Source organism: Pseudomonas sp. NCCP-436 (genome assembly GCF_019656335.1).
Classification (GTDB): Bacteria; Pseudomonadota; Gammaproteobacteria; order Pseudomonadales; family Pseudomonadaceae; genus Aquipseudomonas.
The window spans coordinates 209,671-229,886 of the sequence record NZ_BPLZ01000001.1 but is presented as its reverse complement, the minus strand read 5'-3'; the positions used below and the strand labels follow the sequence as shown (position 1 = coordinate 229,886).

The window sequence follows — 20,216 nt, the reverse complement described above, 5'->3', positions numbered from 1 at the left end:
CAAAGCATCTGCTCAGGCGGCTTCAACCCGGTTACGCCCGGCGCCCTTGGCACGGTACAGCGCCTGATCGGCCTGCTCGAATACCGCATCACCACTCGCCCCCTCGCTGAAGGGTGCAACACCGGCAGAAAGCGTGACGGTTACCGGCTCTCCCCTGAAGTGGAAGGGACAGGCCTCAATAGCTGCACGCAGAGTCTCCAGCAGTTGCAGCCCGCCCTCCAGCGGCGTCGAAGGGATCAGCAGCACAAACTCCTCGCCGCCAAAACGGGCGATGAAATCTGTCTTGCGCAAGCGCTTCTGCAGCTCCGCGGCGATGATCTTCAGAACCCGGTCTCCTGCAAGGTGACCGTAGCCGTCATTGATTCGCTTGAAATGGTCAATGTCCAGCACTGCCAGCAGCAACTGGCCGCCATAACGCTGGTAGCGCGCCACTTCCAGCTCCAGCCGCTCGTTCCAGGCAGCCCGGTTGGGCAAACCGGTCAGAGGATCGAGCAGCGACTTCCGTCGCTGCTCTTCGATGTGCTGACGAAACTGCTGCGCTTCCTCCTCCATCTCGGCCACTTTCTGCATCAACCCGCGCAGCCGCTCGGCAACCACCCCTTCCAGCTCGTCACGCTGGCGCTGATGGACACTAACGCTCTGTAGCAGACCTTCCAAACGCTGCTCCAAAGCCTGCTTTAGCGACTCAAGGTCAGCAGCACCCTGCACGCTATTCTGCAAGTCCGCCACCTGAGCCCGCAGCTCACGGTCAAAGTGGCGGGCGCATTCGGAGGCCTCACCATAACCCTCGCCAGCCTGGCTGAGAGTACCGATAAAGGCTTCCAGGCGTTCGTTGAGTTGCTTGAGATACACGGCGAATTCGCGCTGGCCGCTGTCGGCCGCCGCCAGTACCAACACCGCCAGGTCATCCAGTACCGGTATGAGTTCGTACCAGTTCAGCGGCCCCTGCAGGCGCTGCAACAATGCCTCGCCCTGCGGCTGATGGCGGACAGGCAGCTCCAGCTCACTCAGCAGGTGCCGCAGGCTGTCGGCAACGCGAGGGGCAATAGCACTGTAACCGGGCTCACGTTCCGGCAGGTCGTATGCCTGATCGGTTTCGGCCAGAAACAGGGCAGCCGACAGCGGCAGGCTGTCGAGCAAAACCGTTGCGGCGGGGGGAGCGGTCAGTGGTACCGGCAGCGAGTCCGCTAGCACCGCTTGCGACAGTGGCGTTGCCAGCCGCTCCGCATCGTCTGCCGGTGAACCAGCAGGCTGACCCTCGCCACGAGAACCAAACAGCCGCTGCAGCAGGCCTGGCGGCTCCGGTAGTGCGTCACGCAGTTGCTCCAGACTCTGCCCCTGTAACCTGCTCAGACGACTGAGCACGGCCGGCAACAGATAGACCTGCCCGGCAGCATCTTCCAGCTGCCGGCCGAGATCCTTGAGAGATTTACGCACCTCGCGTGGCGGCTCCAGTTTCAACAACTGCACCACCATGGACTGAAGAGCCTCCAGCGCCTCGCCGGTACGCTGCTGACGACGCTGATCGGAATCCAGCACGGCCTTCTCCAGCCGCGGGATCAACTCGCCAAGTGCACTATCTATGTCGTCACGACGGAGAATCTCGCGCATCTCCTTCATGCACGCATCCACCGCCTTATCAACCCCTTCGGCCGCCAAACTGCTGCGCACCAACCCACGACGCAACAAATCCACACGTCCGGCCCAGCGCTGCTCGAGCTGCTCCTGCTGCTCCAGGCTGATCAGGTACTTGTCCTTCCAGCGTTGCGCTTCGTCGCTCATGACGCGTTCTATCCGATGTCCGACGAATTCAGTATCGGCGTTTTGCCACTACTCGGTGCTCTCGGCAAGCGGATTTCCACGGAAACCGGCAGGTGATCGGAAATCGGTTCACTCAATACCTCGACCCGCCCCAGCTCCAGTCCGGGCGTCAGCAGAATATGATCGAGACAGCGCTGCGGCCGCCAGCTGGGAAAGGTAGCGCATACCTGCGGCGCCAGGAGATCGAGATCCCGCAGTGGAGAGTTTTCCAGCAAGTCGACAGCGTGGGTGTTCATGTCCCCCATCAGTACCAGATGACGGAACTGGCCAACACGCTCACGGATATAGGCCAACTGTCGGGTACGGGTTCGTGCGCCAAGCGCCAGGTGCATCACCACTACTCCCAGCGCATGCTCGCCCTCGCCGAGCTGCAGGAAAATCGCGCCACGCCCGGGCGGGCCCGGCAGCGGATGGTCCTCCAGCAGCGTCGGCCGCAGGCGACTGAGTACACCATTGCTGTGCTGCGCAAGGCGACCGAGGTTGCGATTGAGTTGCTGATACCAGTAGGGGAAGGCTCCCAACTGTGCCAGGTATTCGACCTGATTGATGTAGCCCGAGCGTAGGCTGCCGCCGTCAACCTCCTGCAAGGCCACCAGATCGAAGTCGGCAAGCAGATCACCGATACGCTGCAGATTCAGGGTTCGCCCGGCATGCGGCAGCACATGCTGCCAGCTGCGGGTCAGGTAATGGTGATAGCGCTGGGTGTTGATGCCCACCTGCACGTTAAAGCTCAGCAGGCGCAGCAAACCGTCCTCCGGCCAGCCGGTCGGCGACGGGCAGTGCGGATTGACCTGCGGATCGCACAGGCCGACCTCGCGAGGCTGTCGCCAGCGGCGCAGCACGGTCATACCCGAGTCGCCGCTCAGTTGGCGGCGCGCTCCTTCTCGATCAGATAGTCGGCTACCTGCAGCGTCTGCTGCGGGCCGCCAGAGGACGTGATGTCGAAGCGGTACTTGCCGCCGACAACCATCACCGGCACACCGGTGATCTGATAGGAGATGGCCAGCTTACGGGCCTTTTCCATCTGGCTCTTGATGCCGAAGGAGTTGAAGGTCTTGAGGAAGGCATCACGATCAACGCCCTGAGTAGCGACAAAGTCGGCGAACTCATTGGCAGAGGCCAGCTTCTTCTTTTCCTGGTGGATGGCGTTGAAAACCGCTTCATGCACCTTGGCTTCAACCTTCATGCTTTCCAAGGTGAGGAAGGCCTGGCCGTGGACGTTCCAGATTCCGCCAAACAGGGCCGGAATGCGTACGAAGTTGACGTCCTCGGGCAGTTGCTCGATCCAGGGGTTGAGCGTTGCCTCAAACTGATAGCAGTGCGGGCAGCCGTACCAGAACAGCTCGACCACCTCGATCTGACCCGGCTTGGATACCGGCACCGGGCTACTCAGCTCGACATACTGCTGGCCGGCGACCGGCTCGGCATGAGCGCTGATGCCGAACAGGCTGCTGATCGCCAGAGCGGCGCCGAAGATCAGATTACGCATCGATGTACTCCTTGACTGGATAGGCCTCGCCCGAGGGCGATCCGAAACTATGACAGATAGCAGCCGGGCCGGTTCCGCTCATTGTAACCGCGCCCAATACGAAAAAGGGTGGCCTGAGCCACCCTTCGTCATTGCCTGAAGCAAGCTGCGGCATATCGCCGCAGGAGATCAGTGCAGCCCCTGGAGGAAGCTGGAAACCGCCTCGATATCCTTGTTGCTCAGCTTGGCCGCGATGTTGCGCATGATCATCGTGTCGCCGTCGTTGGTACGGTTGCCTTCACGGAAGTCGGTCAGTTGCTTGGCCACGTACTGCGCATGCTGACCACCCAGCTTCGGATAGCCGGCCGCTGCCAGGCCGGCGCCATCCGGCGAATGGCAGCCGGTGCAGGCCGGCATGCCCTCGGCCAGTTTGCCGCCGCGGAACAGCGCCTCGCCACGCTCGACCAGATCACCGTTGGCAGCACCAACGCTCATTTTCTGACTGGCGAAGTAAGCCGCGATGTCTTCCAGATCCTGGTCGCTGAAACTATCCAGCATGCCGGTCATCTCGATGACCGGACGGGCGCCGGACTTGATATCGTGCATTTGCTTGAGCAGATAGCGCTCGCCCTGACCAGCCAGCTTGGGGAAGTTCGGCGCGGGGCTATTGCCATCGACACCATGGCAGGCGCCACAGACAGCGACTTTGCCCTGACCGGCTTCGGCGTCGCCAGCAGCCTGCGCCACGCCGGTGAGGCCCAGGGTCAACAGCAGACTCACGAGTACTTTGTTCATCAGCTAATCCAACTACGGCTAAGAGAGAAAAGGGTTATCGTCCGGAACCACTCATTCGGTCATCAGCTTGATGACCGCTTGGTAGTCCTCGTCCGTGCAGTCCATGCACAGGCCGCGGGGCGGCATGGCATTCAAACCATTGGTAACGCTCTGTACCAGCGCATCCATTCCTTTGGCCAGGCGCGGCTCCCAGGCGGCTTTGTCGCCCTTCTGCGGCGCAGTCGGAATCTGGCCACCGTGGCAAATGCCGCAGCTACGGTCATACACGGCCTGCGGTTCCTGAGCGGCAAAACCATTGTAAGACATGGTCATCAAGGCCGCTGCGAGCAGCATCTTCTTCATCAGGTCAACCTCATCAGGGTAGGAACGTTTGCCTTCTATGGGCAGCAAATCTAATCGTTCCCGGCTACATAATTCCTGCGGGTGGGACAAAGCGCACACAAAATCTGCGGCATTATATACTGGCAATGCCGAAACGGAAACGACGCCTCTTGCCGCGCCACGCGGCGTGCAGCAGGTGCGCGGAAATGTCGCAAGCCCCGATCTGCCGATCCGGGCCATCACCGGATACCCCATGCTCCCGAAGAATCCCATCATCGGTCTGTGTCAGCAGGCCAGCTTTCTCACCAGTGCCGCCAAGGTCGACCAGTGCCCCGAGGACAGCGGCCTAGAGGTCGCCTTCGCCGGACGCTCCAACGCCGGCAAGTCGAGCGCTCTCAATACCTTGACCCATGCCAGCCTGGCACGCACCTCGAAAACCCCGGGGCGCACCCAGTTGCTCAATTTCTTTCGCCTGGACGACCAGCGGCGCCTGGTCGATTTGCCCGGCTACGGTTACGCCAAGGTACCGATTCCGCTCAAGCAACACTGGCAGAAGCACCTTGAAGCCTACCTGGGCAGCCGCGAGAGTCTCTGCGGTCTGGTGCTGCTGATGGATATCCGCCACCCACTGACCGAATTCGACCGGATGATGCTCGACTGGTCCGTGGCCAGCGGCATGCCTCTGCACGTACTACTGACCAAGGCCGACAAGCTGGCCTTCGGCGCGGCCAAGAACACGCTGCTCAAGGTGCATCAGGAAATCCGCAAGCAATGGAACGGCGGAATCACCATCCAGTTGTTCTCGGCTCCCAAGCGCATGGGAGTGGAAGAGGCGCAGCTCGTCCTGGCGCAATGGCTGGGCCTGATTGAAAACGAGGATGCTGGCGGCGAAGAAGCCTGAGCCGCCGGCAAAAATTGCCGGACGTATTTTTAGGTCCGCAGGTCGCCGCCAGGAGTTACGCAGACAAAAAAAACCCCGAGCTTCGTATGGGGAGGGGGAAGTTCGGGGTTCAAGGTCTGAACCGCTAGGGCGGGGTTCAGATGTCTGCCAACACTTAACACAACAAAGGAGCAATGAAGGGCTTCGCGGCCATTCAGTTACTCTGACGAGAGCCTTTCCAAAAAGTTCAGCGGAAATTGAAAAACTTCTCAATCAGGCCTTAGCCATTACGACCAGTGGTCGTAATGGCTCCCCGCTCAGTGTGCTTCATCCCAGTTGGCGCCGACGCCCACTTCCACCAGCAGCGGCACCGCCAGCTCGGCAGCAGCGCCCATCAGTGTCTTGAGCTGCTCAGCAACCTGCTCGACCAAATCCTCACGCACTTCCAGCACCAGTTCGTCGTGTACCTGGAGCAGGATGCGTGCGTCGATGCCGCTGTCCTGCAACCAGACATCCACCGCGATCATCGCCCGCTTGATGATGTCCGCCGCCGAGCCCTGCATCGGCGCGTTGATCGCCGCTCGCTCGGCACCTTTGCGCAACGCCTGGTTCTGCGCGCGAATCTCCGGCAGGTACAGGCGACGGCCGAATACCGTTTCCACATAGCCCTGTTCGGCAGCCTGCGTGCGGGTTCGCTCCATATAGGCCAGTACTCCGGGATAGCGGGCGAAATAACGGTCGATATAGGCCTGGGCCTCCTTGCGCTCGACATCGATCTGTCTGGCCAGACCAAAAGCGCTCATGCCGTAGATCAGGCCGAAGTTGATAGCCTTGGCCTTGCGCCGCTGATCCGCAGTCACCTCGTCCAGCGCCACTCCGAAGACCTCGGCAGCGGTCGCCCGGTGCACGTCGCGATCGTTGCGGAAAGCCTCCAGCAAACCCTCGTCCCGGGCCAGGTGAGCCATGATGCGCAACTCGATCTGCGAATAGTCGGCCGCCATCAGGCGGTAACCCGACGGAGCCACGAAAGCCTGGCGGATGCGCCGCCCCTCGGCGGTGCGGATCGGGATGTTCTGCAGGTTCGGATCGCTGGACGACAGCCGGCCGGTGGCAGCCACCGCCTGGTGGTAGCTGGTGTGGATACGGCCGGTACGCGGATTGATCTGCTCCGGCAAACGATCCGTGTAGGTGCTCTTGAGCTTGCTCAGGGAACGGTACTGCATCAGCAGCTTGGGCAGCTCGTAGTCCTGCTCGGCCAGTTCGGCAAGCACCGCCTCGGCGGTGGACGGCTGGCCCTTGGCGGTTTTGCTGAGTACCGGATAGCCGAGCTTTTCGTAAAGGATCACGCCCAACTGCTTGGGCGATGCCAGGTTGAACTCCTCGCCGGCAATGGCGAAGGCCTGGCGTTCCAGCTCCACCAGTTTCTCACCCAGCTCCAGACTCTGCTGGCCAAGCAGCCGGGCGTCGACCAGCGCGCCGTTGCGTTCGATACGCGCCAGCACCGGCACCAGCGGCATCTCGATTTCACGCAGCACCTTGGCCAGCGATGGCACGGCCTGGAGACGGCCCCACAATTCCTGATGCAGGCGCAGGGTCACGTCGGCATCCTCGGCGGCATAGGGGCCGGCCTGCTCCAGCGGAATCCGGTCGAAGGTCAGCTGCTTGGCACCCTTGCCGGCGATGTCCTCGAAACGCACGGTGCTGTGGTTGAGGTATTTCAACGCCAGGCTGTCCATGTCATGGCGGGTGGCGGTGGAGTCCAGCACATAGGACTCGAGCATGGTGTCGAAAGCCACGCCGCGCACGGTGATGGGAGTGCTGGCATTGGCCAGTACATTGATGTCGTACTTGGCGTGCTGGCCAACCTTGATCTTGGCCGGATCCTCGAGGATCGGCTTGAGTGCGCGCAGCACCGCATCCCGATCCAGCTGCGGCGGTACGCCCATGTAGCTGTGCGCCAGCGGCACATAGGCCGCCTCACCGGGCCTGACCGCGAACGACAGGCCGACCAGTTGCGCCTGCTGCGCGTCGAGGCTGGTGGTTTCACAGTCAAAGGCGATCAATTCGGCCTGTTCCAGCTTTACCAGCCAGTCGTCGAGCTGCGCCTGCTCCAGTATCAGTTGGTAGTCCTCAACGCTTACCTGCGTCGGCTCGGCAGCTTCTCCGGCAGACTCGCCAGCAGCCTCGGCGAACAGATCACCTGCCGGCGCCAAAGTCCGAGCGGCAAGCGCCTTGTCCTGTCGCAACAGTTCGTCCAGCCAGCTCTTGAACTCCAGCTCGCCATACAGCTCCGCAAGCGCAACGCTGTCCGGCTCCCCCGGATACAGCTCGTCCGTCCGAATATTCAGCGCCACGTCGATCTTGATGGTGGCCAACTGGTAGGACAGGTAGGCCATGTCGCGGTGTTCCTCGAGCTTGGCCGGCAGGCTCTTGGCGCCGCGAATGGGCAAGGCAGGCACCTTGTCGAGATTGGCGTAGATCACATCGAGGCCACCACCGAGACCGACCAGCAGGCCCAGTGCGGTTTTCTCGCCGACTCCGGGCACACCCGGGATGTTGTCCACCTTGTCGCCCATCAGGGCCAGGTAGTCGATGATCAGCTCAGGCCCGACACCGAATTTCTCTTTTACGCCACCTTCGTCGTAAACGCTTCCGGTCATGGTGTTGACCAGCGTAACGTGCGGGCAAACGAGCTGCGCCATGTCCTTGTCGCCGGTGGATATCACCACGTCGCGCTGCTCGCCGGCAGCCTGGCGGGCCAGAGTGCCAATCACGTCGTCGGCTTCCACCCCCTCGACGCACAGCAAGGGCAGACCCAGGGCGCGCACCGCCGCATGCAGCGGTTCGACCTGAACACGCAGTTCGTCCGGCATGGACGGCCGGTTGGCCTTGTACTCGGCAAACAGCTCATCGCGGAAGGTGCCGCCCTTGGCGTCGAATACCACCGCAAAGGGGCTGTCCGGGTACTGCCGGCGCAGACTCTTGAGCATGTTCAGCACACCCTTGACTGCTCCGGTGGGCATGCCCCGGGAGGTGGTCAGCGGCGGCAGGGCGTGGAAGGCGCGGTACAGATACGAGGAACCGTCGACCAGAACGAGGGGAGCTTGGCTCATGCGCGGAATCAACCTTTTCGGCGGATGCAGCGCCATCGACCTGCCGCAGCCCCCGGAAGGAGGCGCCCGTACCGAACACGGCGGCGACACGGGTAGTTTCTCGGCGTGCTGTTAGAATGGCTGCATCGGTGAACATTAAGGAGCAAGGTTACCATGGGTACACTCAATCGCCTGTTACTGGTTGGCCTGCTGGCCTGCCTTCCGCTGGGAGCTGCGGCCGATGAGCCGGTTTCCGCGGATCCCGACGTAACCATCCGCCAGGACGGCGACCGCACCATCGAGGAATACCGGGTCAACGGCTTCCTCTATGCCATCAAGGTCACCCCGAAAAACGGCAAACCCTACTTCCTCGTTCGCGCCGACGGCAGCGACGGCAACTTTATCCGGGCGGACGACCCGGACATGCTGATCCCTGCGTGGCAACTCTTCAGCTGGTAAGGCAATTAAGGTCTGATATGTCGGTATTCACTCCCCTGGAACGTCATGAACTCGAAACTTTTCTGAGGCCTTACGGCCTCGGTCGCCTGATCGACTTCCAGGGTATCGAGGCAGGCAGCGAGAACAGCAACTTCTTCGTCAGTCTGGAACAGGGCGAGTTCGTGCTCACCCTGGTTGAACGCGGCCCGGTGGATGATCTGCCGTTTTTCATAGAACTGCTCGATGTGCTGCATGATGCCGGCCTGCCCGTGCCCTATGCCCTGCGCACGCAGGACGACGAAGCCCTGCGCAGCCTGGCCGGCAAGCCGGCGCTGCTGCAGCCGCGACTGTCGGGCCGACATGTGCGCACACCTCATGCCCACCATTGTCAGGAGGTCGGCCAGTTGCTGGCACGTCTGCACCTGGCGACCCGCGACCAGTGCCTCGAACGACCGAGTGACCGCGGCCTGGACTGGATGCTGCGCGAAGGAAAGAGCCAGGCGGCAAAACTGGCAGAGGCCGATGTGCCATTACTCAATGCCGTGCTGGCGGAAATCTCCGAGCTGGCTCCCCGTCTGCGCGCCCTGCCCCGGGCCAATCTGCATGCAGACCTGTTCCGCGACAACGTCCTGTTCGACGGCAACCATCTGACCGGGGTGATCGACTTCTACAATGCCTGCTCCGGGCCGATGCTCTACGACCTGGCCATCACCCTCAATGACTGGTGCTCGCACGAGGACGGCAGTCTCGACCCGGTACGCGCCCGTACGCTGCTCGGCGCCTATGCAGCACTGCGGCCGTTCAGTGCAGCCGAGGCCGAGCTATGGCCGGTCATGCTGCGCATCGCCTGTGTACGCTTCTGGCTGTCACGCCTGATCGCCGCCGAATCCTTCGCCGGGCAGGAAGTACTGATTCACGATCCGGACGAATTCCGCCAGCGCCTGGCGCAACGCCAGCAGATCGACCTGGCGCTGCCCTTCGCTCTCTAGAAGCGCCCTCGATGCATCAGCTGCCGGCCACCAGCCCCGGCAGCTGCGCAGCCAGCTTGGCTGGATTTATGGGGGCACGGATAAAACCGCGCTGGGTACCATCCGGGCCGATGATCACCAGATTGCCGCTGTGGTCGACGGTGTAGTTTTCCTTGCTGGTATCGGCCGGAATGTAGGGGATGCTGACGGCATTGGCGAACTTCTGCAGGGTTTCCTCCTGCCCGGTCAGGCCCTGGAAGCCGGCGTCGAAGTAACCAAGGTACTTGCTCAACTGTTCAGGCGTGTCACGATGCGGGTCCACGCTGACCATCATCACCTTAAGCCGCTCCAGGGTTTCCTCGGGCAACTGCCCCTGCAGCTGACGCAACTGAGCCAGGGTCGCCGGACAGATATCCGGGCAGAAGGTGTAACCGAAGAACAGCAGACTCCACTTGCCCTTGAGCTGATCCACCATCACCGTCTCACCGTCCTGGTTCAACAGGCTCAGTGCCGGCAGGCTGCGACTTTGCGGCAACAGCACGATCCCCGCATCGAGTAGCGCCGCCGGGTCGCCCTGGCCGTTTCTGGTGAGCACCTTGTTGACGGTAAGCCCAAGCACCAGAGCAACGATGGCGACGAGGACGAAGACGGTGGCGTGGGTACGAGTCATTAATCCCTCGGCGAAACGCTAGATATTCAGCAGCAGGTAGTGATCCGCCAGCAGCGCGATGAACAGCAGAAACAGATACCAGATACTGTACTTGAAGGTGTTGATCGCGGCATGCGGTCTGCTGTCACGGTACAGCACCCAGGCCCAGTAGAGGAACCGCCCACCCAGAACCATCGCACTGGCCAGGTAGAGCGGTCCGCTCATATGGATGGCGTAAGGCAGCAGGGTCACGGCAAACATCGCCAGGGTATAGAGCAGGATGTGAACCTTGGTGTAGTGCTCGCCATGAGTGACCGGCAGCATGGGGATGTCGGCCTTGGCGTATTCCTCCTTGCGATGGATGGCCAGGGCCCAGAAGTGCGGTGGCGTCCAGGCAAAGATGATCAGTACCAGCAGCAGCGGCTCGGCGCTCAGATGGCCGGTGACCGCCACCCAGCCAAGCAGCGGCGGTGCCGCACCGGCCAGGCCGCCGATGACAATGTTCTGCGGTGTGGCGCGCTTGAGAAAGCCGGTGTAGATCACCGCGTAACCGAGCAGCGAAGCCAGGGTCAGCCACGCCGCCAGGGCGTTGGTAAACACCAGCAGCAGCGTCATGCCAGCCAGCGCCAGCACCAGTGCGAAGGTCAGTGCCGCCAGCGGCGACACCCTTCCGGTAGTCACCGGGCGCTTGCGGGTACGCGCCATGATCGCATCGATACGACGGTCAACCACATGGTTGACTGCCGCCGCCGAACCGGCACACAAACCGATCCCCAGGTTGCCGAACAGCAATACGGTCCAGGGCACGCCGGCACGGGTGGCAAGGAACATCCCAACCAGCGAGGTGATCAGCATCAGCAACACCACCCGCGGCTTGGTCAGCTCAAGGTAGTCGCGCCAGGTGGCATGACCGGAATGAACGCTCAGAGTTGTCGCCATGGCCTTTCTCCTTGCTCTTTTTATTTGCCGGTCTGCACCAGCAGCCGTGCCATTGGTTCTTTTGCCGACCCGGCAGCCGGCTGTGGTGTGACCGCACGCAAGCGATAGCTGATCAGCACCAGAACCAGCAGCAGCGCCGCACCACCGGCGTTGTGCGCCACCGCCACCAACAGCGGCAGATGGAACATCACATTGCTGATGCCGAGGCCGACCTGCATAGCCAGCGCCATCAACAGCAAACCGGCCAGCCGGGAAAGCCCGGTTCGCTGCAGTTGCCAGGCCAGCAGCAGCAGCGCCAGAGTGACCAGCAGCGCGCCAATTCGATGGCTCATGTGAATGGCCGTACGGGCATCACTGTCCAGTTGGCCACCGAGGTAGTTGGGGCCAATATGCTGAGTCAGATGAAAGCCCTTGCCGAAATCCATCGCCGGCCACCACTGCCCATGGCAGGTAGGAAGATCGGCGCAAGCCACCGCGGCGTAGTTGGAGCTGACCCAGCCGCCAATGGCAATCTGCCCGATCACCAGCAACAGGCACGCCAGGCTCAGCCTTCGCAGGCTTGGACAAACCGCCTCTGCGGCCATGCGCCCGGACAGTCGCATCGTCAAAAGCGACAGCAGGCTCAGGGTGGCGAAGCCACCAAGCAGATGAGCCGTGACCACCTGGGGCCAGAGTTTCAGAGTGACCGTCCACATGCCGAACAGGACCTGCAAGGCAACCAGCGCGAGCAGGAACAGCGGCAGTTTGAATGGCTGTCCGGGTTCACCACGCAGCCTCAATGCCTGCATGGCAAGACCGAGAATCACCAACCCCAGGGTTCCGGCGAAATAGCGGTGGATCATTTCATACCAGCCCTTGGCTACCTCCAGCGGAGCCTCGGGAAAGCGCGCCTCGGCGATCGCCTGCTTATGCTCGCTCATTGGCACGCCAAGAAAGCCGTAGCAGCCGGGCCAGTCCGGGCAGCCTAGGCCAGCATGGGTCAGACGGGTATAAGCCCCCAGCACCACAACCACAGCCGCGAGCAGGGTGGCGAACAACGCGATTCGGTATCCGGGCTTGTGCATCTCTACTCCTCAGGCTCTGGGCCATCAGTGGAATGAACAAGGCCTGACATCAGCCAATCAGGGAAACCTTCAGCAGGTAACGCAGATCATCGAGTATCGCCTTGCCGTTGCTGCCGGCTGGGTAACGCAACACCAGGTTGCCGTGCGGATCCACCAGCCACAGCTGCGCGCCCGACTCGTCCCCGGCTACCCGTGAATAAACGGCCGGATCCAGTGAGTGCAGGCCAAGGCGGGGATATTCGCGTCTGAGATTGGCTCGATAACCGTCGTCCAGGGGATTGGCCAAGGCCAGTGCATGCTCGGCGCGGGAAGCCTCGCGGTTCAGACCGATATGGATCTGCCGCGCCAGGTAGACCAGTTCCTGGCAGTCAGCCGCACACGCCTCGGGAGCTGTCACCAAAATCAGCCAGCGTTGAGCCAGCTCCCCCTGAACACCGAGATCGGCCAGCGTGCGCCCGTCACCGATCAGTACACCGTGATAGCTGCGTGTTTCCGGCACCCAGAAACGCCACTGATACATGGCGCTGGCCAGCAGCATCGGGCCGATGGCAATGGCCAGCAGCAGCAGCAGTTGCAGGCGCCCACGGCCCTTTCGCGGTACTTCAGGCATGGCGATGGCTGGGTTCATGACGATGCTCCCGTGCATTGTGAATTCCAAGATAGATGTATAGGCCGAGCAGGGCTGTGGCGAGGGCAAACCACTGCACTGCGTAGCCCTGGTGTTTTCCAGGGCTCATGGCCACAACCGGCCAGCCCAGCCGATAGCTGGCCGGCCCCGGCTCCAGACGCAGTTCGAACGGCAGTCCGCTGCGGCCAAGCTGCCGCCAGAGCGAATCGGCCTCAACGGTCGTGACCAGACGCGGCCAGCCTTCTCCGTCTGCGCCGCCACCCAGTTGCAGGGCGCCACCCGGTGCCACATAGGCCCAGGCCTGTAGTTGCAGTGTGCCATCCGGAGTGCTGAAGGCCGGCGCAACCCGACGATCCGGCCAAGGCAGCCAGCCGCGGTTGACCAGCACCCAAAGGCCGCTGAGCTGATCATGAAAGGGTTGCAGCAATTCAACCCCGGCGTGGCCGTCACGCACGCGGTTATCCAGCAGCAGGCTGTGCCCACGGTCGAAGTAGCCTTGCAGACGAACGCGCTGATAGCCCGGATCAGCACTGTGTAGTAGTGCGTCAGCAAAAACCGGAGCGGCCTGCCGACGGGCCTCGAAGCTGTCGAGCAGCTGCTGCTTCTGCTCACCGCGCTGCAACTGCCACAAGCCCAGGCCAAGCAGAACCGGCATCAGCAAAAGCACCAGTACACTGGGCAGCCAGCCGGGCCGAAAGCCGCTCACAGGATGCCTCCGTTGTCACTCTGCCGGCTGGCTATACTGCCACTCATCACCCACTCCCCCCGGAGCTACACATGCTCAAGGCCGCGATCATCTTTTTGCTGCTGGCAACCCTCACCAGCCTGTTCAGCGGTCTGTTCTTCCTGGTCAAGGACGACAGCCGCGCCACCCGCGTGATCAACGCCCTGACCGTTCGCGTGGTGCTTACTGCTCTGACCGTCGCCCTGGTGGCATGGGGCTTCTATTCGGGACAACTGATATCCCACGCCACCTGGTAAATGTCCTCACAATACGTAGACGAAGATGAACAGGCCCAACCAGACCACATCAACAAAGTGCCAGTACCAGGAAGCGGCCTCAAAACCGAAGTGACTCTGCGCATCGAAGTGCCCACGCAGGATGCGCACCAGCATCACCGTCAGGATGATCGCGCCGATGGTCACGTGTGCACCGTGGAAACCGGTAAGCATGAAGAAGGTCGCGCCGTAGATGCCCGAACCCAGGGTCAGGCCCAGTTCGTTGTACGCCTCTATGTATTCCTCGACCTGGAAGAACAGGAACGTCGCGCCCAGCAGAATGGTAAGCGCCAGCCAGGCCTTGAGCGGGCCGCGCCTGTTCTTCTTCAGCGCATGATGCGCAATGGTCACCGTCACACTCGACGCCACCAGCAGGATGGTGTTGAGCAGCGGCAGATGCCATGGATCAATCACTGCACTCGGCGGCGGGAACAGCTTGGAGTCCGGATTCTGCAGCAACGGCCAGCTGTACTCGAAGCCCTCCCAGAGCATGTTGCTGATGCCCTTGTCGCCCTCACCCCCTAGCCACGGGCCGGCCCATGAGCGGATGTAGAACAGGGCGCCGAAGAACGCGGCGAAGAACATCACCTCGGAGAAGATGAACCAGCTCATGCCCCAGCGGAACGAGCGATCCATCTGCGCACTGTACAGCCCGCCGCGGCTCTCCCGAACGACATTGCCGAACCAGCCAAACAGCATGTAGGCCAGGATCAGACCGCCAACGAAGAAGATCAGCGGGCCACTGGACTCGTCACGACTGGCCGACAGGTCATTGAACCAGGTACCAACCCCGTAGACGCTGACCAGCAGCCCGAGGGTAGCGATGATCGGCCATTTGCTCTGGGCCGGGACATAGTAGTTTTCGTGACTCGACATTGTTGTTCTCCTTATGGAGTCGCCCGTGCGAGCGTCGCCTGTACCACTGGCGGCTTGCGCTCGGTGATATCGAACAGGGTGTAGCCCAGCGTCAGGTGCTTCACATCCTGCGGCAGGTCGCGGTCGACAATGAAACGCACCGGCATCTCGATCCGCTCGCCCGGCTGCAGTACCTGCTGGGTGAAGCAGAAGCACTCGGTCTTGTGGAAAAATGCCGCCGCCCGGGAAGGCGAAACACTGGGGATGGCCTGAGCGGTCATCGGCCTGTCGCTTGGGTTGTAGGCGACGAACAGCATGTCGCGCGCCTCTCCCGGATGAACCACCAGTTCGTCGGCCAGCGGGCCGAACTCCCAGACCATCCCGTCCGCGTTGGTTGCCAGAAACTGCACCCGCACCTGACGCTGCTCGTCGACCGCCTGCGTACCCTGGTAGGCGCCGGCTGTCTTGCCGTTGATGCCGAACGCCTGGCACATGGCGTCATAGAACGGCGGCAGGACGAACACGCCGAAGCAGAACATGGCCACTACCACGCCCAACAGGCGGATGACCAGGCGCCGGGTACCGATGGCTGCGTTCACGGCCAGGCTCCTACTTCACTTCCGGCGGCGTGCTGAAGGTGTGGTAGGGCGCCGGCGAAGGCACCGTCCACTCCAGACCATCGGCACCGTCCCAGGGCTTGGCCGGTGCCGGCTTACCGCCACGAATGCACTTGATGACGATGAACAGGAACAGCAGTTGTGTCGCCCCGAACAGAAAGGCGCCGATACTGGAAACCATGTTGAAGTTGGCGAACATCATGTTGTAGTCGGGGATGCGCCGCGGCATGCCGGCCAAACCGACGAAGTGCATCGGGAAGAACGCCAGGTTCATGCCGACGAAACTCATCCAGAAGTGCAACTTGGCAAGCACCTCGTCGTACATGTGACCGGTCCACTTCGGCAGCCAGTAGTAGGCGGATGCAAAGATGCCGAAGATCGCACCTGGTACCAGCACGTAGTGGAAGTGCGCCACCACGAAGTAGGTGTCGTGGTACTGGAAGTCTGCCGGGGCAATGGCCAGCATCAACCCGGAAAAACCACCGATGGTGAACAGGATGACGAAGGCCACCGAGAACAACATCGGTGCCTCGAAGGTCATCGAGCCACGCCACATGGTGGTAGCCCAGTTGAACACCTTCACCCCGGTAGGCACGGCGATCAGCATGGTGGCGTACATGAAGAACAATTCGCCGGTCAGCGGAATGCCGACGGTGAACATGTGGTGCGCCCAGACGATGAACGAGAGGAAGGCGATCGCCCCCGTGGCGTAGACCATCGAGGTATAGCCGAACAACGGCTTGCGCGCGAAGGCCGGAATGATCGAGCTGACCGCACCAAAGGCCGGCAGGATCATGATGTACACCTCGGGGTGGCCGAAGAACCAGAACACGTGCTGGAACAGCACCGGATCACCGCCGCCGCCGGCATTGAAGAAACTGGTGCCGAAGTGAATGTCCATCAGCATCATGGTCACCACGCCAGCCAGAACCGGCATCACCGCGATCAGCAGGAAGGCGGTAATCAGCCAGGTCCAGACGAACAGCGGCATCTTCATCAGGGTCATGCCCGGGGCACGCAGGTTGAGGATGGTGGCGATCACGTTGATCGCGCCCATGATCGAACTGATACCCATCAGGTGAATGGCGAAGATGAAGAAGGTGGTGCTTTCCGGCCCGTAGGTGGTCGACAGCGGCGCATAGAAAGTCCAGCCAAAGTTCGGCCCGCCTCCCTCCATGAACAGCGTACTGACCAACAGGCCGAAGGCCGCCGGCAACAGCCAGAAGCTGAAGTTGTTCATCCGTGGCAGAGCCATGTCCGGTGCGCCGATCATCAGCGGGATCATCCAGTTGGCGAGGCCGACGAAGGCCGGCATCACCGCACCGAAGACCATGATCAGGCCGTGCATGGTGGTCATCTGGTTGAAGAATTCCGGCTGCACGATCTGCAGGCCCGGCTGGAACAGCTCGGCGCGAATCACCATCGCCATCGAGCCGCCAAGCAGGAACATGCAGAAGCTGAACCACAGGTACATGGTGCCGATGTCCTTGTGGTTGGTGGTCAGCACCCAGCGCATCAGGCCCTTGGCCGGGCCATGGTGGTGGTCAGTATGACCGTGGTCGATCACTGCACTCATGTCCTTACTCCTGAGCCTTGGCGAAATCGAGAATGTCCTTGGGCGTGACCATGTCGCCGACGTTGTTGCCCCAGGCATTGCGCTCGTAGGTAATGATGGCGGCCAGGTCGACCGGCGACAGCTGCTTGCCAAAGGCGGCCATGGAGCTACCCGACTTGCCGTTGTAAACGATCTCGATATGGCCCTGAGCCGGCCCCTTGGCGATGGCCGAGCCCTTGAGCGCCGGGAACATCGGCGGCAGCCCCTCGCCGGTAGGCTGGTGACAGGCGGCACAGGCGGTGTTGTAAGCCTTCTCGCCACGCGCCATCAGCTCCTCCATGGTCCACTGCTTGCTGGTCAGCTCGCGCTCGGCGGCAGCAGTCTCCTTGCGTTCGGCCAACCAGACGGCAAAGTCTTCCTTGCTCTTGGCTTCGACTACCACAGGCATGAAGCCATGATCCTTGCCACACAGTTCGGTGCACTGCCCCCGATAGATGCCGGGCTGCTCGATGCGCGTCCAGGATTCGTTAATGAAACCGGGAATGGCATCCTTCTTCACCGCCAGCGCCGGCACCCACCAGGAGTGGATGACGTCGGCCGCAGTGATCAGGAAGCGCACCTTGGTGCCAACCGGCACCACCAGCGGTTCGTCCACCTCCAGCAGATAGTGCTCACCCTTTACGGCACGGTTATTGATCTGTTCGCGCGGAGTAGAGAGGTTGCTGAAGAACTCGACGTCCTGGCCCAGGTACTTGTAGTGCCATTTCCACTGGTAGCCGGTGATCTGGATATCCAGCTCCGATTCAGAGGTGTCGTAGATCTCGATCAGCGTCCGGGTTGCTGGGACAGCCATCAGAATCAGAATCAGCAACGGCACCACGGTCCAGAGAATTTCGACGCTGGTGTTTTCGTGAAAGTGCGCGGGCTGCTGGCCAGTGGAGCGACGGTGCACGAGCATCGACCAGAACATGGCGCCGAACACCACCACGCCGATCACGACACAGATCCAAAAGATGGTCATGTGCAGATCGAAAACGGAACGGCTGACCTCGGTCGCGCCAGGGCTCATGTTGATGCCCCACTGGGCATGCGCCGAGTCGAATACCAGCCACAGCATGAGACCCATCCAGACTCGTGGATGTCGCATCATCGCGGGTTCCCCTTGGTTGTTCTTGTTATCCCGCCGGCTGAGCCTGCGGCTAAAGGGATCGACTGCCGTACTGACAAGCTGGCCGTGGCTCACTGCCGGGGCCCGCTTGTCTGACTGCTGGCAAATGCTGTCAAAACCTTACCGTGCCAAAGCTCGTCCGGTTCCATCAGGTACTGCCTTTCGAAATCGAGTATAGACGGCGACTTTCAGCCCGCAATGTGTGAGAAAGCAGCCTCACATGAACATCGGCCATGCCTCCAAGCCACAGCCAATGCGGCCTGGAACCTAGGGCTCCGGCTTCTGATATAGCGAGCTCGCATAAGTACGAAAAGGTTATGAAAATCGCGTCTTAGCCTGACCAGAACGCCGGCTAAGGTTCTCGTCCATGTCCTGAATTGTAGGAGTTGTCATGAACACCACCGCCCTTCGCCAGATAATCGATAAGGCCCGTCAGCACGAGAGCACCGACCAGGCTCTTGAGCACTTCCTGAAAGCACAGCTCGAGCGCCTGCACCCAGCCATCCACCTTCCGGCGGACGATGCCCCCGGCGCGCTGAGCAGCTTTGTCATCACCTATATCGAGGAAGTGCCGGACGTGCTCGACGCGGCTGCCAGCGTGGCCCGCGAGGCCGGCATCGAAGACGCAGTCAAACCGGTGCTGAAGATTGCCGAACAATTCTTCCTGCAGCCGCCACTATTGCTGGATGGGCATGAGGGGCTCGAAGGCCTGCTCGACGAAGCCTATCTGGCCCATCGCCTGGTCGAGGAGGTCAACGACCGCTACATCACCCACTTCGGCCAGCCGCTGATCCCGCTGGACACCACCCGCGCCAACCTCATTGCTCATCAGTTGATCGGAGAGCCATTCGCCAACCAGCTCGACGAAGCCGTGCAACACGCCCTGGCCGGGATGCTCGATGAGGCCAGCTTCGAGCAACCCTCGGTGCAGGCCTACCGTGAGCGCCTGGCAGCGCCGGCAACCTGCTCGGCCTGGCAGCGCTGGCCCTGCCTGTCGCGACAGTTGGGACTGGAGCTGCAGCTCAGGGCGTGATCAGCAGCAGGATAAGCGAAAGCGTCAACAGTGAACCGAGCGTGGAGAACAGGATGGTCCGCGAGACCAGTGCCGCCTGGCGCTGGTAATACTCGGCGAGCATGAACGGTCCGGTGCCGGTCGGCAGCGCGCTGAGCAGCAGCGCGGCGTGCGCCCAGAACGGCGGCAGGTCGAGCAGCACGAAGGCGATGAACCAGGTCACCAACGGCTGCAGCACCAGCTTGAGCAGCACCAGCGGCCCGGCGCCCTGGCTCGGCCCGCTCTGGCGCTGGGCCAGGAACAGGCCCAGCGAGACCAGCGCACAGGGCACGGTGGCGCCGCCAAGCAGACGCAGGAATTCATCCAGCGCCGCAGGCAGCGGTATACCGCCCGCCCCCCACGCTGCACCAAGCAAGGGTGCTACCACCAGCGGATTCTTCAGGAGCGCTGTGACCACCTGAACGATCGCGGCGCCCAGACCCTTGTTGCTCTGCAGGCCCACCTCGATGCATACCACCGCCAGGCCGAACAGCACGCAGACCACCATCAGCGAGGCGATCAGCGCCGGCGCCATGCCATCCTGCCCGAGCACCAGCACGCACAGCGGAATGCCAATGTAACCGGTATTGGCGTAGCCGGCACTGAGCCCGTCGATGCTGGCATCGACCAGACTGCCGGTGCTTTTCCAGCGATACAGCAGGGTGGCCAGAAACACCGCCAGCATCCCGCCGGTGAAGGCCAGCAGAAAACCCGGCTGCCAGATCTGCGCCCACTGCGCCTTGGCAGTGAGGCTGAACAGCAGCGCCGGCAGCCCTAGCCAGACCACGAAACGGTTCATCTCCGAGGCAGCGGCAGACCCCAGGCGATTGGTACGCCGGCACAGGTAGCCAACCAGGATCAGGCCAAAGATGGGCAGCAGGACGTTGAGAACGGAGGACATCGGTTCA

At 61.9% G+C, this 20,216-nt stretch carries 21 protein-coding genes; 5 read left to right on the top strand and 16 right to left on the bottom strand.

What is annotated here, in order from left to right; translation table 11 throughout:
• Positions 1-12 precede the first annotated feature (12 nt).
• From NCCP436_RS01095 to NCCP436_RS01075, 5 genes are all read right to left on the bottom strand, one after another.
• A complete protein-coding gene (locus tag NCCP436_RS01095; protein ID WP_220801944.1) occupies positions 13-1,782 on the bottom strand; it encodes a GGDEF domain-containing protein in 1,770 nt (589 codons plus the stop codon).
• Between the two features lie 8 nt (positions 1,783-1,790).
• Positions 1,791-2,663: an endonuclease/exonuclease/phosphatase family protein gene (locus NCCP436_RS01090; RefSeq protein WP_220802127.1), complete on the bottom strand. Its 873-nt coding sequence runs from the start codon at positions 2,661-2,663 to the stop codon at positions 1,791-1,793.
• A gap of 20 nt (positions 2,664-2,683) precedes the next feature.
• Entirely contained in the window at positions 2,684-3,310 is a 627-nt protein-coding gene (locus tag NCCP436_RS01085) for a thiol:disulfide interchange protein DsbA/DsbL (protein ID WP_220801943.1), read from the bottom strand.
• Positions 3,311-3,478: 168 nt separating this feature from the next.
• Positions 3,479-4,084: a cytochrome c gene (locus tag NCCP436_RS01080; protein ID WP_220801942.1), complete on the bottom strand. Its 606-nt coding sequence runs from the start codon at positions 4,082-4,084 to the stop codon at positions 3,479-3,481.
• 51 nt (positions 4,085-4,135) lie between these two features.
• Entirely contained in the window at positions 4,136-4,426 is a 291-nt protein-coding gene (locus tag NCCP436_RS01075; RefSeq protein ID WP_220802126.1) for a cytochrome c5 family protein, read from the bottom strand.
• Between the two features lie 232 nt (positions 4,427-4,658).
• On the opposite strand from NCCP436_RS01075, the gene yihA reads away from it, so the two are divergent.
• Positions 4,659-5,306 (top strand): ribosome biogenesis GTP-binding protein YihA/YsxC, encoded by a 648-nt coding sequence (gene yihA / locus NCCP436_RS01070; protein ID WP_220801941.1) that lies wholly within the window; start codon positions 4,659-4,661, stop codon positions 5,304-5,306.
• A gap of 296 nt (positions 5,307-5,602) precedes the next feature.
• Here yihA and polA read toward each other — a convergent pair whose 3' ends face one another.
• A complete protein-coding gene (gene polA, locus NCCP436_RS01065) occupies positions 5,603-8,398 on the bottom strand; it encodes a DNA polymerase I (protein WP_220801940.1) in 2,796 nt (931 codons plus the stop codon).
• Positions 8,399-8,551: 153 nt separating this feature from the next.
• On the opposite strand from polA, the gene NCCP436_RS01060 reads away from it, so the two are divergent.
• Positions 8,552-8,836, top strand: a complete 285-nt coding sequence (locus NCCP436_RS01060) for a DUF2782 domain-containing protein (RefSeq protein WP_220801939.1) — start codon at positions 8,552-8,554, stop codon at positions 8,834-8,836.
• 17 nt (positions 8,837-8,853) lie between these two features.
• Complete coding sequence (locus NCCP436_RS01055; RefSeq protein WP_220801938.1) at positions 8,854-9,804, top strand: homoserine kinase; 951 nt, start codon at positions 8,854-8,856, stop codon at positions 9,802-9,804.
• Between the two features lie 16 nt (positions 9,805-9,820).
• Here the strand turns inward: NCCP436_RS01055 and NCCP436_RS01050 are convergent, their stop codons facing one another.
• The 5 genes from NCCP436_RS01050 to NCCP436_RS01030 are packed head-to-tail and all read right to left on the bottom strand — an operon-like array spanning position 9,821 to position 13,769.
• Positions 9,821-10,453, bottom strand: coding sequence for an SCO family protein (locus NCCP436_RS01050; RefSeq protein ID WP_220801937.1), 633 nt, complete (start codon positions 10,451-10,453; stop codon positions 9,821-9,823).
• Between the two features lie 18 nt (positions 10,454-10,471).
• A complete protein-coding gene (gene cyoE / locus NCCP436_RS01045; protein WP_220801936.1) occupies positions 10,472-11,371 on the bottom strand; it encodes a heme o synthase in 900 nt (299 codons plus the stop codon).
• A gap of 20 nt (positions 11,372-11,391) precedes the next feature.
• Positions 11,392-12,435: a heme A synthase gene (locus NCCP436_RS01040; protein ID WP_220801935.1), complete on the bottom strand. Its 1,044-nt coding sequence runs from the start codon at positions 12,433-12,435 to the stop codon at positions 11,392-11,394.
• Positions 12,436-12,484: 49 nt separating this feature from the next.
• Entirely contained in the window at positions 12,485-13,063 is a 579-nt protein-coding gene (locus tag NCCP436_RS01035; protein WP_220801934.1) for a hypothetical protein, read from the bottom strand.
• On the bottom strand, positions 13,038-13,769 hold the full coding sequence (locus NCCP436_RS01030; RefSeq protein WP_220801933.1) for an SURF1 family protein: 732 nt from the start codon (positions 13,767-13,769) through the stop codon (positions 13,038-13,040). Before NCCP436_RS01030 ends, NCCP436_RS01035 begins: the two co-directional genes overlap by 26 nt.
• 71 nt (positions 13,770-13,840) lie before the next feature.
• Here NCCP436_RS01030 and NCCP436_RS01025 point away from each other — a divergent pair, with 71 nt between their 5' ends.
• On the top strand, positions 13,841-14,044 hold the full coding sequence (locus NCCP436_RS01025; protein ID WP_220801932.1) for a twin transmembrane helix small protein: 204 nt from the start codon (positions 13,841-13,843) through the stop codon (positions 14,042-14,044).
• 6 nt (positions 14,045-14,050) lie between these two features.
• Here NCCP436_RS01025 and NCCP436_RS01020 read toward each other — a convergent pair whose 3' ends face one another.
• Genes NCCP436_RS01020 through coxB form a run of 4 tightly spaced genes read right to left on the bottom strand, consistent with a single transcriptional unit; the run spans position 14,051 to position 18,239 of the window.
• Entirely contained in the window at positions 14,051-14,938 is an 888-nt protein-coding gene (locus NCCP436_RS01020) for a cytochrome c oxidase subunit 3 (protein ID WP_220801931.1), read from the bottom strand.
• Between the two features lie 11 nt (positions 14,939-14,949).
• Entirely contained in the window at positions 14,950-15,516 is a 567-nt protein-coding gene (locus tag NCCP436_RS01015) for a cytochrome c oxidase assembly protein (protein ID WP_220801930.1), read from the bottom strand.
• Between the two features lie 10 nt (positions 15,517-15,526).
• A complete protein-coding gene (ctaD, locus tag NCCP436_RS01010; protein WP_220801929.1) occupies positions 15,527-17,110 on the bottom strand; it encodes a cytochrome c oxidase subunit I in 1,584 nt (527 codons plus the stop codon).
• 4 nt (positions 17,111-17,114) lie between these two features.
• Positions 17,115-18,239: a cytochrome c oxidase subunit II gene (coxB, locus tag NCCP436_RS01005; RefSeq protein ID WP_220801928.1), complete on the bottom strand. Its 1,125-nt coding sequence runs from the start codon at positions 18,237-18,239 to the stop codon at positions 17,115-17,117.
• A 409-nt stretch (positions 18,240-18,648) separates the two neighbouring features.
• Here coxB and NCCP436_RS01000 point away from each other — a divergent pair, with 409 nt between their 5' ends.
• The gene (locus NCCP436_RS01000) at positions 18,649-19,290 is read left to right on the top strand and encodes a hypothetical protein (protein WP_220801927.1); all 642 of its coding nucleotides are present in this window, start codon (positions 18,649-18,651) and stop codon (positions 19,288-19,290) included.
• On the opposite strand, the gene NCCP436_RS00995 is transcribed toward NCCP436_RS01000, so the two are convergent.
• A complete protein-coding gene (locus tag NCCP436_RS00995) occupies positions 19,280-20,209 on the bottom strand; it encodes an AEC family transporter (protein ID WP_220801926.1) in 930 nt (309 codons plus the stop codon). The two genes, NCCP436_RS01000 and NCCP436_RS00995, sit on opposite strands and share 11 nt — an antisense overlap.
• Between the last annotated feature and the right edge of the window lie 7 nt (positions 20,210-20,216).

Excerpts from the sequence above, each read along its gene's own strand:
- NCCP436_RS01095 (WP_220801944.1), bottom strand. The coding sequence starts at position 1,782 with ATGAGCGACGAAGCGCAACGCTGGAAGGACAAGTACCTGATCAGCCTG.
- NCCP436_RS01085 (WP_220801943.1), bottom strand. The coding sequence starts at position 3,310 with ATGCGTAATCTGATCTTCGGCGCCGCTCTGGCGATCAGCAGCCTGTTC.
- NCCP436_RS01080 (WP_220801942.1), bottom strand. The coding sequence starts at position 4,084 with ATGAACAAAGTACTCGTGAGTCTGCTGTTGACCCTGGGCCTCACCGGC.
- NCCP436_RS01075 (WP_220802126.1), bottom strand. The coding sequence starts at position 4,426 with ATGAAGAAGATGCTGCTCGCAGCGGCCTTGATGACCATGTCTTACAAT.
- yihA (WP_220801941.1), top strand. The coding sequence starts at position 4,659 with ATGCTCCCGAAGAATCCCATCATCGGTCTGTGTCAGCAGGCCAGCTTT.
- polA (WP_220801940.1), bottom strand. The coding sequence starts at position 8,398 with ATGAGCCAAGCTCCCCTCGTTCTGGTCGACGGTTCCTCGTATCTGTAC.
- NCCP436_RS01060 (WP_220801939.1), top strand. The coding sequence starts at position 8,552 with ATGGGTACACTCAATCGCCTGTTACTGGTTGGCCTGCTGGCCTGCCTT.
- NCCP436_RS01055 (WP_220801938.1), top strand. The coding sequence starts at position 8,854 with ATGTCGGTATTCACTCCCCTGGAACGTCATGAACTCGAAACTTTTCTG.
- NCCP436_RS01050 (WP_220801937.1), bottom strand. The coding sequence starts at position 10,453 with ATGACTCGTACCCACGCCACCGTCTTCGTCCTCGTCGCCATCGTTGCT.
- cyoE (WP_220801936.1), bottom strand. The coding sequence starts at position 11,371 with ATGGCGACAACTCTGAGCGTTCATTCCGGTCATGCCACCTGGCGCGAC.
- NCCP436_RS01040 (WP_220801935.1), bottom strand. The coding sequence starts at position 12,435 with ATGCACAAGCCCGGATACCGAATCGCGTTGTTCGCCACCCTGCTCGCG.
- NCCP436_RS01035 (WP_220801934.1), bottom strand. The coding sequence starts at position 13,063 with ATGAACCCAGCCATCGCCATGCCTGAAGTACCGCGAAAGGGCCGTGGG.
- NCCP436_RS01025 (WP_220801932.1), top strand. The coding sequence starts at position 13,841 with ATGCTCAAGGCCGCGATCATCTTTTTGCTGCTGGCAACCCTCACCAGC.
- NCCP436_RS01020 (WP_220801931.1), bottom strand. The coding sequence starts at position 14,938 with ATGTCGAGTCACGAAAACTACTATGTCCCGGCCCAGAGCAAATGGCCG.
- ctaD (WP_220801929.1), bottom strand. The coding sequence starts at position 17,110 with ATGAGTGCAGTGATCGACCACGGTCATACTGACCACCACCATGGCCCG.
- coxB (WP_220801928.1), bottom strand. The coding sequence starts at position 18,239 with ATGATGCGACATCCACGAGTCTGGATGGGTCTCATGCTGTGGCTGGTA.
- NCCP436_RS01000 (WP_220801927.1), top strand. The coding sequence starts at position 18,649 with ATGAACACCACCGCCCTTCGCCAGATAATCGATAAGGCCCGTCAGCAC.
- NCCP436_RS00995 (WP_220801926.1), bottom strand. The coding sequence starts at position 20,209 with ATGTCCTCCGTTCTCAACGTCCTGCTGCCCATCTTTGGCCTGATCCTG.